Consider the following 15,112-nt stretch of genomic DNA (forward strand, 5'->3'; position numbering starts at 1 on the left):
CTTCCGCTATTTATTGTCTGTAATCTATGCGGGGCCGCAAACAGGCCGTATTTTGCGGCGAGTTATCGCTAATCAAACGACTGCAAGCAGACAGGAACGGAGCAGGGCTTCATGGCAATTGCACCAAAGGCGGGCTTTGCTCGCACCCTTTTCGCAACCGTGGCATTGGGGGCGATGACCGTCGCTGGCACTCTTTCGGCAGGGACGCCGCCGGCAATAGCTGCTCAGGGACCGGCTTCCGTCGCCGATCTGGCCGAGGGGCTGCTGGATGCGGTCGTGAACATTTCGACATCGCAGACCGTCAAGGATGATGGCGAGGATGATGGCGCTGTTCCCATGCCGCAGGTTCCCGAGGGGTCTCCATTTCAGGAATATTTCAAGGATTTCTTCGGCGACAAGGACGGTGCGCAGGGCGACGAATCGCGCAAGGTCCAGTCACTGGGTTCCGGCTTCGTGATCGACGCCGAAAAAGGATTCATCGTCACGAACAATCACGTCATTGCCGATGCGGATGAAATCGAGGTCAATTTCAACGATGGTTCCAAGCTGAAGGCGGAGCTGGTCGGGAAAGACATCAAGACCGATCTGGCGATCCTTAAAGTGGACCCATCCAAGCATAAGCTGAAGGCCGTTCAGTTCGGCAATTCGGAAAAGGCGCGTATCGGCGACTGGGTCCTTGCGATCGGCAATCCGTTCGGCCTTGGCGGAACCGTAACCGCCGGCATTATCTCGGCCCGAAAGCGCGACATCAATTCCGGTCCCTATGATGATTTCATCCAGACCGATGCGGCCATAAACCGGGGCAATTCGGGTGGTCCGCTGTTCGACATGGACGGCAAGGTGATCGGCATCAACACGGCGATCATCTCGCCGTCGGGCGGCTCCATCGGTATCGGTTTTGCCATCCCGGCGGAAATGGCCGTGGGGGTTATCGACCAGCTCAAGGAGTTTGGCGAGGTTCGTCGCGGCTGGCTTGGTGTTCGCATCCAGCCTGTCACCGAAGATATTGCCCAGAGTCTTGGATTGAAGGAAGCCAAGGGTGCGCTGATTGCCGGTTTGATTGAAAATTCCGGCGTCGACAACAAGGCTATCGAAGCCGGGGATGTTGTGATCCGGTATGAAGGCAAGCCGGTGGATACCGCGCGCGATCTTCCGCGACTGGTTGCGGAAACGCCGGTCGGCAAGGAGGTCGAGATCGTTGTCGTTCGCCAGGGCGAGGAAAAGACGGTGAAGGTCAAGCTCGGACGTCTGGTCGAGGATGACAAGAGCACCGAGGCCGCGACGGAAGACCAGGCTCCGCTTCCCGAGGCCGAGGGCGGCGACGAAGGCGTGGAAACACCCGATACCTCGAAAAAGGAACAGAAAAGCGACGCAGCCCCAAGCATGCTTGGAATGAAACTCAGCGAACTGAATGACGATGTTCGTGGCGAGTTCGGTATTGCCGAGGATGTGGAGGGTGTCGCGATCCTTTATGTTTCTCCCGGCTCCGCTGCGGGCGAGAAACGCATCGAAACCGGCGATGTCATTGTCGATATCGGACAGGTGACGGTTAAGACGCCGGACGATGTGAAAAAGCGCATCGATGCGCTGCGACGCGAAGGACGCAAGAACGCGCTTCTGATGCTGGCTTCCCGTTCGGGAGAGCTGCGTTTTGTGACCGTCCGGATCAACTGATCCTGAATTGAGCTTATCGCAGAAACGGCATTGCAGGGAAATCTGCAATGCCGTTTTGTTTTGCGGTTTGAATCCCTTGGCGCCGGAAGTGCATAAAGAGATTCCGGTGATCTTTCATTTGCCGTTCGAAATGGCAAAGCCTTCTGTTTCATTTGCCTTCGGTATGCTATGGACCGGCGCCATTCGGAGTAGGGTGCGTTGGAAACAGTCGATATTATGGTCATAGGCGCTGGCGCGGCAGGCATGATGTGTGCCATCGAAGCAGCCAAACGCGGACGTTCCGTGCTGGTGGTGGACCACGCAAAAGCCGCCGGTGAGAAAATCCGCATATCGGGCGGCGGCCGCTGCAATTTCACCAATCTCCATGCAAGCCCGAAGAACTATCTCTCGCAGAATCCGCATTTCTGCATCTCGGCTTTGAGCCGTTATACGCAGCGTGATTTCATCGCGCTCGTTGAGCGCCATCGGATTGCCCACTACGAAAAGACACTGGGTCAGCTTTTCTGTGACGGTTCGGCGTCACAGATCATTGAAATGCTGCTGGGTGAGATGAAGCGCCACGGTGCGCGACTGAAGCTTGGTTGTAGCGTCCATTCGGTTGAGAAATCTGCGCATGGCTTTTCCCTGCAACTGTCGGATGGGCCTGTACGCTGTCGATCGCTGGTCGTGGCTTGCGGCGGAAAGTCAATCCCGAAGATGGGGGCGACGGGTTTCGGCTATGATATCGCGACACAGTTCGGATTGCGGGTCGTCGAAACACGGCCGGCACTGGTGCCGCTGACGTTCGAGCCGCATACGCTGGAACGGCTGAAGCCGCTGGCCGGTGTGGCGGTGGATGCTGTTGTTTCCTGTGGCAAGACCAAATTTGCCGAGGCGATGCTTTTTACCCATCGCGGTATCAGCGGCCCTTCAATCTTGCAGATATCCTCCTACTGGCGGGAAGGCGATGAAATCCGCATCGCGATGCTGCCGGAAACGGATATTTTCGAAGCGCTGCGCGCGCAGCGCAAACAGAATGGCAAACAGGCATTGCAGACGGCGCTGGCGCTTTATCTTCCGCGGAAACTTGCGCAGACCATAGCTGAGGATATGGGCGCGACGGGTCATCTGGCGGATATGTCCGACAAGATGTTTCGCTGTGTCGAGGCCGCGATAAATGACTGGCGCATCAAGCCTGCCGGTTCGGAAGGCTACCGCACGGCGGAGGTTACGCTCGGCGGGGTGGATACGCGCGATCTCGACTCCAAGACCATGGAAGCCAAATCCGTTCCGGGCCTGTTTTTCATCGGTGAGGTTGTCGATGTCACCGGCTGGCTGGGCGGCTATAACTTCCAATGGGCCTGGTCTTCCGGCTGGGTCGCCGGTCAGGCTGCCTGAATGCGATAGACGACATGGCGTTTCAAATGCGGCGTTTCACCCGGCACGCCGGGATGATCGAAATCGCTTCCCGGATCGCGGCTCATGCCGATGCGCTGCATGACGGCTGTAGATCGATCACTATCATGGACGGCAAAGGAAACGACTTCCGTAAGTCCAAGCGTGCCGAAAGCATATTCGATCAGCGCTTTGCCGGCTTCGGTAACATAGCCCTTGCCCCAGAAAGGGGTTGCCAGCCGCCAGCCGATTTCAACAGTGCCGTCCGGGAAGTGCGGTTCGAGGTCGGTGCGGGCGAGCCCTGCAAAGCCTAAGCACTGACCGCTTTCCTTTTCTTCCAGTGCATAGAAGCCAAGGCCGGTTTCAGTAATCATCTTACGGAGGCGGTCGAACAATTCATCCGATTGCGCACGGTCCCTGCGAAAGGGAAAGAAACGCATGACCTCGTCATCGGAATTGATGCGATGGAACAGATCGCGGTCGCGATCCTCCCAGTTGCGGATGATGAGGCGTGGCGTTTCGAGAATAATCATTGGACGAAATCCGTTTTTCGGTAGCCCTGAATATAGAGGAGGGCGGTGAGGTCGCCATGGTCGATCCGCATCCGGGCCTGCGCCGCCACGGCCGGTTTGGCGTGGAGCGCTACGCCGGTGCCCGCAAGCTGGATCATGCCGAGATCGTTTGCGCCGTCGCCCACCGCAATTGCATCCTCCGGCGCCAGACCGAGACGGTCGGCGATTTCCACAAGCTTCTCGACCTTGGCTTCCCGACCGAGGATGGGTTCGGTGACGAGGCCGGTCAAGTGCACGCCGTCATCGATCAATCTGTTTGCGCGATCTTCGTTGAAGCCGATCATTTCGGCGATACGCCGGGTGAATGAGGTAAAGCCACCGGATACGAGCGCCGTGTAAGCGCCATGCTTGCGCATGGTGCGCACGAGTTCCGGTCCGCCGGGCATCAGTGTGATGCGGGTTGAAATGACCTTGTCGATTACATTCAGCGGCAGGCCTTTCAGCAGGGCCACACGCTCGCGCAAAGCGGGCTCGAAGGCGATTTCGCCATTCATGGCGCGTGCGGTGATTGCCGCCACATGCTCGCGCAGGCCCGCTTCTTCGGCCAGTTCGTCGATGCATTCCTGCTGGATCATCGTGGAATCCATGTCGGCGATCAGAATTTTCTTGCGTCGGCGCTCCTGTTCCTGCACCACCACATCGACCGGCGCGCCATCAAGCGAATGGCGCAGCAGGGCCTCGGCTTCTTCACTGCTGATCCCCAATGGAAGCGCGATGTCGCAGGCAATGTCGTCGGCCAGCCAATAAAGCCCGGTTGCATTCACCGCCGCCGAGGCTTTAATCCCAAGCGCTGATGTGAGCGAGGCCTTGGCCGGATTGGCGATCAAAGTGGCGACGAGAGAAACCTGTTGGGACATGGAGAGCAATTCCGGCGATGAGTGAGGATGCGGTCACGAATGCAATCCTGATAGCTGGCCCGACGGCCAGCGGCAAGTCGGCACTTGCCATTCGCATGGCGCATGAGACCGGCGGCTTCATCGTAAACACCGATTCCATGCAGGTTTACGACGTGCTTGATCTTCTGACCGCCCGACCGGGCAAGGCGGATATGGCCGCTGCCGAACATCATCTCTATGGACAGGTCGCCCCGTCGATATCCTATTCGACAGGGCGATGGCTGGATGATGTGGCTGACCTGTTATCGCAGCCTGCCACGAGGGGTCGTACTCCGATCTTTGTCGGCGGCACGGGGCTTTATTTCAGAGCGCTGCTCGGTGGGCTGTCGCAAATGCCGGAGATGCCAGCCGATGTTCGCGCCTATTGGCGAGGGCGGATGGAAGCGGAGGGGCCGGAGCTTCTTCACCGGGTTCTCAGCGAACGCGACCCGGCCATGGCCGCGACCCTTCAGCCTTCGGATAGCCAACGTATTGTTCGCGCGCTGGAAGTGCTCGAAGCCACCGGAAAGTCACTTCTTGACTGGCAGCAGACAAAGGGGCAGGCGCTGGTGGATGACGGCAGCGCCCGCAAGATCGTGCTGCTGCCTGACCGGACATGGCTTTCCGAGCGAATTGCGACGCGATTTTCCCTGATGTGGGACAATGGTGCGATCGATGAGGTCAGGGCATTGCTGGCGCTCGATCTCGATCCCGCATTGCCTGCGATGAAGGCTATCGGCGTGCGTGAGATCACGGCATTTCTGCAAGGCTCGATATCGCGGGAAGACGCCATAGAGCGTTCGGTCATCGCCACCCGGCAATATGCAAAGCGCCAGTCGACATGGTTTCGAAACCAGCTGGATGATAGTTGGTGCGTGCACGCAAATTCTGACGATGCCTTCGCTCAATTAACGACACTGAAATAAGTCGCTGGCACTCTCTGGAACTGGAGAGGCGGGCGCGGGCTATGCGATTTCATAAATCGGAGCGGGCATTTTTTATTCTGATTGTTCTGATGTTCGGTATCGGGCTGTTGCTCTACCGGGCTCATGTCGAGATCAGGCAATTGCAGATACTGGCGCTTGATGAAAGCGCGTCTGAACTGGTTTCGACCCTTGGCCAGTTGAACCATGTCACGATATGGGTGCTGATAGCGACCATCGCCTGCGGGCTGTTTCTGATTTATCCGCAAATACGAACCGATGCCCTGGACCGCGGCAAGTTGCAGGTCATCACGCAGGATCTTTCCGAACGGTCGCAAACCCTCGAACATGCGGCGCTGACGGATAGCCTGACCGGCATGCAGAACCGGCGCTATTTCGATGAAGCGCTGAAGGAATATCTGGTCCAGTTCGACCGGATCCAGCGCCCTGTCGGGCTGATGATTATCGATCTCGATCACTTCAAGGCCGTGAACGATACCTATGGCCACGACATTGGCGACATCGTGCTGCAGGAGGTGGCGCGGTGTCTCAAGGACTATACGCGATATCATGACGTTGTCGCCCGGCTTGGCGGCGAGGAATTCGCAGTTCTTGCACCGAACATGGACGCGGAATTGATGATCAAGCTCGCCAATCGCATCCGCAAGGCCATATCGACGCTCGAAATCGATCTGGGCGATGAAAAGCTTGGCGTCACCGTCAGTATCGGTCTTGCCATATGGGACCGGTGCGAGACATCGAAGGACCTCTATCGCCGCGCCGACAAGATGCTTTATGCCGCGAAGAACATGGGCCGCAACCGCGTCTGCGCGTGAGTTTAACGCTCGCGGTCCTTGCGAAAGCTGCGCACGAGTTCCCCCATCTTTTCAATGCTCTGCCGCGTGTCGAGGCTGGGGGGTAGCTGCGTCCTTGGTGAAGAGGGCGACATATCATCCACCGATGCGGGGTCGCGGCGGGTGGTGGAAACCGGATTGCCCCACAAATGGTTCTCATCTGCAAGCCGGTCCACCGGCTCCGTCTGGGAACTGCTTTCAAAAGCCCGCAATTTTTCAACGATACGGTCGAGCGATAGCCTGTCATTGCTGCGCCAGACGGAAAGGGCACTTTCGCTCTTGCCGCGGCCCGGAAGCTGGTGGGACGGAATGGTCTCGAATGTAAGACGCATCGGTGTCGAGAAAGCTTCGCCGAAGGCTATGGCCTCGCGGTTGGCGATGGACGACAGGAAACCTGCCATGCTCTGTGCGCCGCCGCGAATGGCGCCCTTGATAATTTCCTGGTCGCGCTCATTGCCGAGCCGCATCGCGAAGACGGAATTGCATTGGGAAAGTATTGTCGGGTCAAGCTCGCCGGGGCGCTGGCTTATGACCCCGAGATAGGAGCCGTATTTTCGACCTTCCTTGGCGATCCGCGCTATTGCCTGCCTTGTCGGCCAGAACCCGGCATCGCGGTCGGAGGGAATGTAGCGGTGGGCTTCCTCGCAGATGACGAGCGTTTGCAGGCTGCCCTCGCTCGAAAGGGCGATATCGAAGGCCAGGCGGCACAGGACGGAAGCAACGGCATTGACAACCTCGGACGGCAATCCTGCAAGCTGGAATGTGCAGATCGGCTTGCCGTTCTGCGGAATGCGGAAAATGCGGCCAATAGCCTGGCGCATTGTTTCAGGACCGCCGGTGACGGCGAACATGAAACGGAAGCGGGGATCGGCAGAGATCGATTCCAGACGGGCCTTGAGGCTTCGCAGATAGGGTCGTTCCGCCTTGCTGTCGAGAAGCCCCATGCGCTCGTCGATAAGGCCTGTCAGGTCAGCCAGGCGATAGGAAACCGGCGTGTCGGCGCTGACACTTCGATGGTCGGCAAGCTGCCGCCGCAAGGTTTTTGTGGCTGACGTTTCGTTGCCGTGCATTTTTTCGCGGGCAAGCTGGACCAGATCGCGCAATATGTCGAGCTCCATCGGGTCCGGTGCGCGTCCGCGGAAAATCACATCCGCGAACTCATCGAGCCGCAGCATCCAGAAGGGCAGTTCGATATTCGTCTGATCGACCGCCACGGCCAGATCGGGAAATGCGCTCGCGAATTCATTGTGCGGGTCGAGGATGAGGATGCGCAGATCAGGCTTTTCGGCAACGATGCGGCGGAGCAGCAGCATGACCGCGCTGGATTTGCCGACGCCTGTTGTGCCCACGATGGCGAAATGTCGTGAAATAAGATCATCGACCGAAATATAGGCGGGAACGGTTGCATCCTGTGTCAGCGTGCCGATTGAAACGCTGCTGCGGCCGGTTTGCGCATAAATGGCGGCAAGGTCGGTGGCGCGGATACGGTGAGCGATAGCGCCGGGGTGGGGAAACTGCGAAATGCCGCCATTGAACGTGGTTTGTCCGTTCGGCTGCGCGCGAACCTCGCCCAGAAACTCCACATGGACATGGAGTGTGTTGTCGCCGCCGCGTATCCAGACATCGCCGGGGACGAGCACGTTGCGGATAAGTCCCACCACACGATTGGTGCCTGTCTGAATGGAGATGAGCTGGCCTACCGCCCAATAATCGTCGGAGGCGGCGGAGGAGGGGCCAGATAGCGCAGAAACGATGGCGCCTTCGCCATCGCACTGGATGACATAGCCTTCCGTGCGGTTGCGCTGAACATATGCATCCTGTTCCCGCGCCCCGGAATTGTCGCCGATTTCGCCCATATTGCCCACTTCGCCCAACTTTCAACAGGAGGTTTAGCGTCAGGATAGGAATCTTCCGTTGAAATAAAGTTATCGTTTGAGGCCGGTGAACCTTCAGAAAATATCACAGGCGATGTATTTATGCGTTGACGACGCCAAATCCGGCTATTAGTGTCCGCCACCATGAACACGATTATTATTCTTGTGGTACGGGCGCGCATGGGCAGGATGGTGTAACCATCCGGCGAAAGCTCCCATGCGCGAAAGACAGGCTCCCTCGGGGGCCTTTTTTATTATCCAGATCAGAAATGCAATGCAGACGACGGGAAGAGAACAATGACTGCAGGTAAACATGAGGCGGACGCAAACGCCGCAGAAACGCAGGAAGCAGGCAATCCACGCGAAATGACCGGCGCGGAAATGGTCATTCAGGCTTTGATCGATCAGGGTGTGGAGAGCATCTTCGGCTATCCCGGCGGCGCCGTGCTTCCGATCTATGACGAGCTTTTCCAGCAGGACAAGGTTCAGCACATTCTGGTCCGTCACGAACAGGGCGCGGGACATGCCGCGGAAGGCTATGCGCGCTCGACCGGCAAGGTCGGCGTCATGCTCGTTACGTCCGGTCCGGGGGCGACCAATGCCGTCACGCCGCTGCAGGACGCCCTGATGGACTCCATCCCGCTGGTTTGCATTTCCGGTCAGGTTCCAACGACGCTGATCGGTTCGGATGCGTTTCAGGAATGCGATACGATCGGTATCACGCGCCCCTGCACCAAGCACAATTGGCTGGTAAAGGACGTCAACGATCTGGCGCGCATCCTGCACGAAGCCTTTCACGTCGCATCCACCGGTCGCCCCGGTCCCGTCGTCGTCGACATTCCGAAGGATATCCAGTTCGCCAGGGGCATCTATACGCCGCCGGAAACCGCGCCGCGCACCAGCTATCGTCCGGTTCTCGACGGCAATGCGCAGGCAATTTCCGATGCCGTCCGTCTGCTCGTCAATGCCAAGAAGCCCGTCATCTATTCCGGCGGCGGCGTGATCAATTCCGGCCCGGCGGCTTCCCGTCTGCTGCGCGAGCTGGTCGAGATCGGCAATTTCCCCATCACGTCCACGCTGATGGGGCTCGGCGCCTATCCGGCATCGGGCAAGAACTGGCTCGGCATGCTCGGTATGCACGGCACTTACGAAGCCAACATGACCATGCATGATTGCGATGTCATGCTGTGCGTCGGCGCCCGCTTCGATGACCGTATCACCGGACGTCTCAACGCATTTTCTCCGAATTCGAAGAAAATCCATATCGATATCGACCCGTCTTCGATCAACAAGAATGTGCGTGTCGATATTCCGATCATCGGCGATGTCGCGCATGTTCTGGAAGACATCGTTCGTCAGTTCCGTGCTGCTGAAAGGAAGCCGGAAAAGCAGGCAATCGGTGCCTGGTCGGAACAGATCGATAGCTGGCGTGCCCGCAATTCGCTTGCCTATGCGCCGAACAAGGACGTCATCATGCCGCAATATGCCATTCAGCGGCTTTATGAACTGACCAAGGATCGCAAGACCTACATCACCACCGAAGTCGGCCAGCACCAGATGTGGGCCGCGCAGTTCTATGGCTTCGAGGAACCGAACCGCTGGCTGACGTCCGGCGGCCTCGGCACCATGGGTTATGGTCTGCCGGCAGCGCTCGGCGTGCAGATCGCGCATCCTGAGGCGCTGGTTATCGATATTGCGGGCGATGCCTCGATCCAGATGTGCATTCAGGAAATGTCGGCGGCCATCCAGCATGATGCGCCGATCAAGATCTTCATCCTGAATAACCAGTATATGGGCATGGTGCGCCAATGGCAGCAGCTTCTGCATGGCAACCGCCTGTCGCATTCCTACACCGAGGCGATGCCGGATTTCGTGAAGCTGGCCGAAGCCTATGGCGCGCACGGTATCCGCTGCGAAAAGCCGGGCGATCTCGACGCCGCCATTCAGGAAATGATCGATATCGACAGGCCGGTCATCTTTGATTGCCGCGTGGCAAATCTCGCCAACTGCTTCCCCATGATCCCGTCGGGCAAGGCGCATAACGAAATGCTGTTGCCCGATGAGGCGACGGACGAAGCCGTCGCCAATGCCATTGATGCCAAGGGCCGCGCGCTCGTCTGATCCCGGAGGAAAGAAACCATGAATGCACAGAACCTAGCTTCCGGATCGGCCTATTTCATCGCTGCCGAAACGCAAACGCCGGAAACGCACACGCTCGCCGTCCTCGTCGACAACGAACCGGGTGTCCTTGCCCGCGTGATCGGCCTTTTCTCCGGTCGCGGCTACAATATTGAAAGCCTGACGGTTTCGGAAACCGAGCACGAAAAGCATCTGTCGCGCATTACAATCGTGACGCGCGGCACGCCGCACGTGCTCGACCAGATCCGCCACCAGCTGGCGCGCATCGTGCCGGTTCACCGTGTCGTCGATCTTAGTCATCGCGCCGCCGAACACGGCCACGACCGTCCTGTCGAACGGGAACTGGCGCTGGTGAAGGTCGCCGGTAAAGGTGAAGCAAGGGCGGAAACGCTTCGGCTGGCCGACGCTTTCAAAGCCAAGGTGGTGGATGCGACGACAGATCATTTCATCCTGGAGATCACCGGAAAGGCCGCGAAGATCGACCAGTTCATCTCGATCATGAAGCCGCTTGGTCTGGTCGAGACCTGCCGCACGGGTGTTGCCGCCATGAACCGCGGTCCGGAAGGCATGTAGGTCTTTCGCTCGAAATCGATACAATATCGACTGAAACCGGCACAATGTTTCGATTGTGCCGGTTTTTTATTGAGCTAATTTGTCCCTATAAAATGGGGCCGTCCAATGTCTGTTGAAATTTTTCTGGCGCTTCTCGTCTTTGCCTTCGTCTCTTCCGTTACGCCGGGACCAAACAATCTGATGCTTCTTGCCTCCGGCGTGAATTTCGGTTTTCGCCGCACAATTCCGCATATGCTGGGGATCGGCGTCGGGTTTTTCGTCTTGCTGCTGGCGGTGGGGTTCGGTCTTGGCGCCGCGATCGAAACCGTGCCGTCATTCTATACCGCGCTGAAGTTCGCGGGCGGCGCCTATATGCTCTATCTCGCCTGGAAGATTGCCATGTCGCGTTCCATCGGAGAGGCAAAACAGCGGGATAAAGCTGAGCCCATGACTTTCTTGCAGGCGGCGGCGTTCCAATGGGTCAATCCCAAAGCCTGGGTTATGGCCATCACAGGCATCGCCACCTATGCCAGCCACGACAATTACTATGTCGCGGTACTTCTGGTCAGCGCTGCCTTTGCGATTGTGAATTTGCCGAGCGTTTCCGTCTGGGCAGGATTTGGCACATTGCTGCGCAACTGGCTTTCCGATCCTGTCCGCTTGAAATGGTTCAATTTTATCATGGCCCTGTTGCTTGTTCTGAGCCTGTGGCCGATGCTGAAATAAGGGTGAAGGGCCAATGAGCAACCAGCTTCCGACTTATGATGATGTGATCTCCGCCGCGAAGCAGATCGAAGGCTATGCGCACCATACGCCGGTGTTTACATCCTCCACGATCGATCGCGAAAGCGATGCGCAGTTCTTTTTCAAATGCGAGAATTTCCAGCGCATCGGCGCATTCAAGTTTCGCGGCGCGTTCAATGCCCTGTCGCGGTTTACGGATGAGCAGAAGATTCGCGGCGTGTTGGCGTTTTCGTCCGGCAATCACGCGCAGGCAATAGCGCTTGCGGCAAAATTGCTCGGTATCGGCGCGACCATCATCATGCCCGAGGATGCACCGCGCGCGAAGCTTGATGCGACGCGCGGCTATGGGGCGAAGGTAGTGACCTATAACCGTTATGAAGAAGATCGCGATGCGATTTCAAACCGGCTGGCGGAGGAGGGCGGGCTGACCATCATCCCGCCGTTCAATCATCCCGATATCATTGCCGGACAGGGAACTGCCGCCAAGGAATTGATCGAGGAAACCGGGCCTCTCGATGCATTGTTCGTTTGTCTCGGCGGCGGCGGCCTGCTTGCCGGTTCGGCTTTGGCTGCACAGGCCTTGTCGCCGGGATGCGATGTTTATGGTGTGGAACCGGCAGCTGGCAATGATGGGCAGCAATCGTTCCGGTCCGGCAAGATAGTCCATATCGATGTGCCGAAGACCCTGGCCGACGGTGCCCAGACACAGGCGCTTGGTGACATGACCTTTGCCATCATCCGCGAAACCGTTCGCGATATACTGGTCGTCAGCGACGATGAACTGGTCCAGGGAATGAAGTTTTTCGCAAGCCGCATGAAAATGGTTGTCGAGCCGACCGGCTGTCTCGCTTTTGCCGGGGCGCGGCAGATGGCGTCGAAACTGCGGGGCAAGCGCGTGGGGGTGATCGTCAGTGGCGGCAATGTCGATCTCGACAGATTTGCCACTTTGATAAGCAAAAATGCTTGATCACGGTTTGATCTTGTTTTCAGGCGGCGAATCCTGTCTGAAAGGATCATGCAGTTTTCACCGGAACAGGATCAGGCGCTGAAAGCGGTCGGGCAATGGCTCAAAGACGGCCGCAGCCCCATTTTCAGATTGTTCGGCTATGCGGGCACGGGCAAGACGACGCTCGCCCGCTATTTTGCCGAGCATGTGGATGGCGATGTGCAGTTTGCCGCCTTTACCGGGAAGGCCGCACAGGTGCTGCGCTCAAAAGGCGCCAGCAATGCCCGCACGCTTCATTCACTGATCTATCGTCCGCGCGGTGAAGAAGCGATTGAGGACGAAACCACCGGCAAGACCTCCATCGCGCCAACCTTTTCGCTCAACCGGCAGAGCCCTGTCGCGAAAGCGGCGATGATTGTTGTCGACGAATGTTCCATGGTCGATGAAGCGCTGGGGCGGGACCTGATGAGTTTCGGCACGCCTATCCTGGTGCTTGGCGATCCGGGACAGTTGCCGCCGATTTCCGGCGGCGGGTTTTTCACGGAACACGAGCCGGATTATCTCCTGACCGAGATTCATCGTCAGGCACAGGACAATCCGATCATCCGCATGGCGCTCGATGTGCGTGAGGGACGCGAGCTTTCCTATGGCGACCACGGCGCTGCGAGGGTTATCGGCAAGGGTGATGTTAATCAGGAAATGGTGCTGGCTGCCGATCAGGTGCTTGTCGGCACCAACCGGACCCGACGCCGCTACAACCAGCGCCTGCGGGAATTGAAGGGCTTTACGGCGGATTATCCGCAAGCGGGCGACAAGCTGGTGTGCCTGCGCAACGATCCTGCCAAGGGACTTCTCAACGGATCGCTATGGAAGGTGATGACATCGTCCAAGGAAACCGTAAAGCCCGGTATCAACCTGCTTGTAACGCCCGAGGACGATGATCGCGGCGTTGCAAAGATCAAGCTTTTGAAAGCCCAGTTTGAAGAGCCCGACAGTGAAATTCCGTGGCAGACCAAGAAGCGTTACGACGATTTCGATTATGGCTATGCCCTGACCGTTCATAAGGCGCAGGGTTCGCAGTGGGACAATGTCGTGCTTTTCGATGAGAGTTTTGCCTTTCGCGACACGCGTGAGCGCTGGCTTTATACGGCAATCACACGGGCGGCCGAACGTCTGACTGTCGTGAAGTGATTACTCTTCCGCCGGTTTTGCACCGAGCCATTCCCACGCCTCGTCTTCTTCATCTGCCTCGAATGCGCGCAGCTCTATGGACAGGAAGGGCTGCATGAGGGTGATGCTGGCCTGAATCCACAACGGGCCGCCGACAATGGCATAATGGCGGAGCTTCTTGAGCGATTTCGACCGCATGGAGATCATGCTTTCCGAAAAGACAGCCGTCCAGTCGACCCCTTCATAGCCGGTGAGACGGATCAGGAGATCGATCTCGTCATGTGTTTCATAGGCTGCGTCGAGAAGCCCGTAGAGATTTTCCAGCGACGCATCGTCGAGATGTCCTTCGATGGCAAAAGCGAAAACATCGTCCCGGTTTGTTGGAATGCGGCGAATGACGGGTATGTCCTCATTTCGCATTGTAGACCTCCATCATTGATCTGTTTAAACGCCGAAGCGGGGGCAAAGGTTGCGGTTGCGCTGTAAATTGATACGAACGGCAAAAGCCCTGCAAACCCAGTTTGTTACACGCAGATTTCACGATTGGGGATTGCGCCGGTGGTGCGACGGCAAAACACTCACATTTTTTCGCGGCAGGCGTTATAAAGCGGAATATTCATCCGGGAGTCGCCAATGCCTGCGAAATTATCGGTCAATCTCAACGCCATTGCGATGCTGCGAAACCGCCGCGATTTGCCGTGGCCAAGCGTTACCGGTCTGGGGCGTGCCGCCCTTGTCGCCGGTGCGGCGGGATTGACCGTCCATCCCCGCCCGGATCAGCGTCATATCCGGTTTTCCGATCTCGGTGATATCCGCGCCTTGATCGATGACGAGTTTCCGCAGGCCGAATTCAATATTGAAGGTTTTCCGAGCGAGGCCTTTCTCGATCTGGTGGAGAAGCATCAGCCCGAACAGGTGACCTTGGTGCCTGACGATCCGACCCAGTCGACATCGGATCACGGTTGGGATTTCGTGTCGAAAGCCGATTTTCTGGCGCCGGTCGTGGCCCGTCTGAAGGCGAGTGGGATGCGGGTGTCATTGTTCGCCGATCCCGATCCGCTTGGCTATGATCGTGCCAAGGATATCGGCGCGGATCGTGTGGAGCTTTATACCGGTCCCTATGGAGCGACCTATGATGATCCGGCTGCCGCCGCGCGTGAGCTGGATCGTCTGGAGAAGGCTGCGAAGGCCGCTTCCGCGCTGGGGCTTGCCATCAATGCGGGGCATGATCTGACAGTAGACAATCTGCCCGCGCTGGTGAAACGTGTCCCGCAGTTGAGCGAAGTTTCTATCGGACATGGATTGACGGCCGACGCATTGATGTATGGAATGCCGGTGACGGTGAGCCGCTACATCGCAGCCTTGGCGTAATGCGTTTAGTGCATGGCTTGGTTTGGAGCTTTGCAAAAAGTGCA

General features: G+C 57.8%; 14 protein-coding genes. 10 read left to right on the plus strand and 4 right to left on the minus strand.

Features of this window, described 5'->3' with window-relative positions:
* The first annotated feature begins 111 nt into the window (after positions 1 to 111).
* Entirely contained in the window at positions 112 to 1,674 is a 1,563-nt protein-coding gene (locus AVM02_RS02940; protein WP_411505531.1) for a Do family serine endopeptidase, read from the plus strand.
* A 198-nt stretch (positions 1,675 to 1,872) separates the two neighbouring features.
* Positions 1,873 to 3,051, plus strand: coding sequence for an NAD(P)/FAD-dependent oxidoreductase (locus AVM02_RS02945; protein ID WP_411505532.1), 1,179 nt, complete (start codon positions 1,873 to 1,875; stop codon positions 3,049 to 3,051).
* On the opposite strand, the gene AVM02_RS02950 is transcribed toward AVM02_RS02945, so the two are convergent.
* Together AVM02_RS02950 and serB are read right to left on the minus strand one after the other, a co-directional pair.
* Positions 3,039 to 3,581: a GNAT family N-acetyltransferase gene (locus tag AVM02_RS02950; RefSeq protein WP_411505533.1), complete on the minus strand. Its 543-nt coding sequence runs from the start codon at positions 3,579 to 3,581 to the stop codon at positions 3,039 to 3,041. The genes AVM02_RS02945 and AVM02_RS02950 overlap by 13 nt on opposite strands.
* On the minus strand, positions 3,578 to 4,477 hold the full coding sequence (gene serB, locus AVM02_RS02955) for a phosphoserine phosphatase SerB (RefSeq protein WP_411505534.1): 900 nt from the start codon (positions 4,475 to 4,477) through the stop codon (positions 3,578 to 3,580). The genes AVM02_RS02950 and serB overlap by 4 nt, the downstream gene beginning before the upstream one ends.
* 17 nt (positions 4,478 to 4,494) lie before the next feature.
* On the opposite strand from serB, the gene miaA reads away from it, so the two are divergent.
* Positions 4,495 to 5,421 (plus strand): tRNA (adenosine(37)-N6)-dimethylallyltransferase MiaA, encoded by a 927-nt coding sequence (gene miaA / locus AVM02_RS02960; protein WP_411505535.1) that lies wholly within the window; start codon positions 4,495 to 4,497, stop codon positions 5,419 to 5,421.
* Between the two features lie 41 nt (positions 5,422 to 5,462).
* Complete coding sequence (locus AVM02_RS02965) at positions 5,463 to 6,254, plus strand: GGDEF domain-containing protein (protein WP_411505536.1); 792 nt, start codon at positions 5,463 to 5,465, stop codon at positions 6,252 to 6,254.
* A 2-nt stretch (positions 6,255 to 6,256) separates the two neighbouring features.
* On the opposite strand, the gene AVM02_RS02970 is transcribed toward AVM02_RS02965, so the two are convergent.
* Positions 6,257 to 8,128 carry an ATP-binding protein gene (locus AVM02_RS02970; protein ID WP_411505537.1) on the minus strand — a complete coding sequence of 624 codons (1,872 nt, stop codon included), beginning with the start codon at positions 8,126 to 8,128 and terminating at the stop codon, positions 6,257 to 6,259.
* 315 nt (positions 8,129 to 8,443) lie between these two features.
* Here AVM02_RS02970 and AVM02_RS02975 point away from each other — a divergent pair, with 315 nt between their 5' ends.
* The 5 genes from AVM02_RS02975 to AVM02_RS02995 all read left to right on the plus strand — a co-directional run bounded on the left by AVM02_RS02975 (position 8,444) and on the right by AVM02_RS02995 (position 13,718).
* Positions 8,444 to 10,267 carry an acetolactate synthase 3 large subunit gene (locus AVM02_RS02975; protein WP_411505538.1) on the plus strand — a complete coding sequence of 608 codons (1,824 nt, stop codon included), beginning with the start codon at positions 8,444 to 8,446 and terminating at the stop codon, positions 10,265 to 10,267.
* An 18-nt stretch (positions 10,268 to 10,285) separates the two neighbouring features.
* Positions 10,286 to 10,858 (plus strand): acetolactate synthase small subunit, encoded by a 573-nt coding sequence (gene ilvN / locus AVM02_RS02980; protein ID WP_411505539.1) that lies wholly within the window; start codon positions 10,286 to 10,288, stop codon positions 10,856 to 10,858.
* Positions 10,859 to 10,963: 105 nt separating this feature from the next.
* On the plus strand, positions 10,964 to 11,563 hold the full coding sequence (locus tag AVM02_RS02985; RefSeq protein ID WP_411505540.1) for a LysE family translocator: 600 nt from the start codon (positions 10,964 to 10,966) through the stop codon (positions 11,561 to 11,563).
* A gap of 13 nt (positions 11,564 to 11,576) precedes the next feature.
* Positions 11,577 to 12,548 (plus strand): threo-3-hydroxy-L-aspartate ammonia-lyase, encoded by a 972-nt coding sequence (locus AVM02_RS02990; RefSeq protein ID WP_411505541.1) that lies wholly within the window; start codon positions 11,577 to 11,579, stop codon positions 12,546 to 12,548.
* Between the two features lie 48 nt (positions 12,549 to 12,596).
* Positions 12,597 to 13,718: an ATP-dependent RecD-like DNA helicase gene (locus tag AVM02_RS02995; protein ID WP_411505542.1), complete on the plus strand. Its 1,122-nt coding sequence runs from the start codon at positions 12,597 to 12,599 to the stop codon at positions 13,716 to 13,718.
* Here the strand turns inward: AVM02_RS02995 and AVM02_RS03000 are convergent, their stop codons facing one another.
* Positions 13,719 to 14,117: an STAS/SEC14 domain-containing protein gene (locus AVM02_RS03000; RefSeq protein ID WP_411505543.1), complete on the minus strand. Its 399-nt coding sequence runs from the start codon at positions 14,115 to 14,117 to the stop codon at positions 13,719 to 13,721.
* A gap of 213 nt (positions 14,118 to 14,330) precedes the next feature.
* Between AVM02_RS03000 and AVM02_RS03005 the strand changes: the two genes are divergently transcribed.
* Entirely contained in the window at positions 14,331 to 15,068 is a 738-nt protein-coding gene (locus AVM02_RS03005; RefSeq protein ID WP_411505544.1) for a pyridoxine 5'-phosphate synthase, read from the plus strand.
* Positions 15,069 to 15,112: the final 44 nt, after the last annotated feature.

The organism is Brucella anthropi (assembly GCF_046630315.1).
Lineage (GTDB): Bacteria > Pseudomonadota > Alphaproteobacteria > Rhizobiales > Rhizobiaceae > Brucella > Brucella anthropi_A.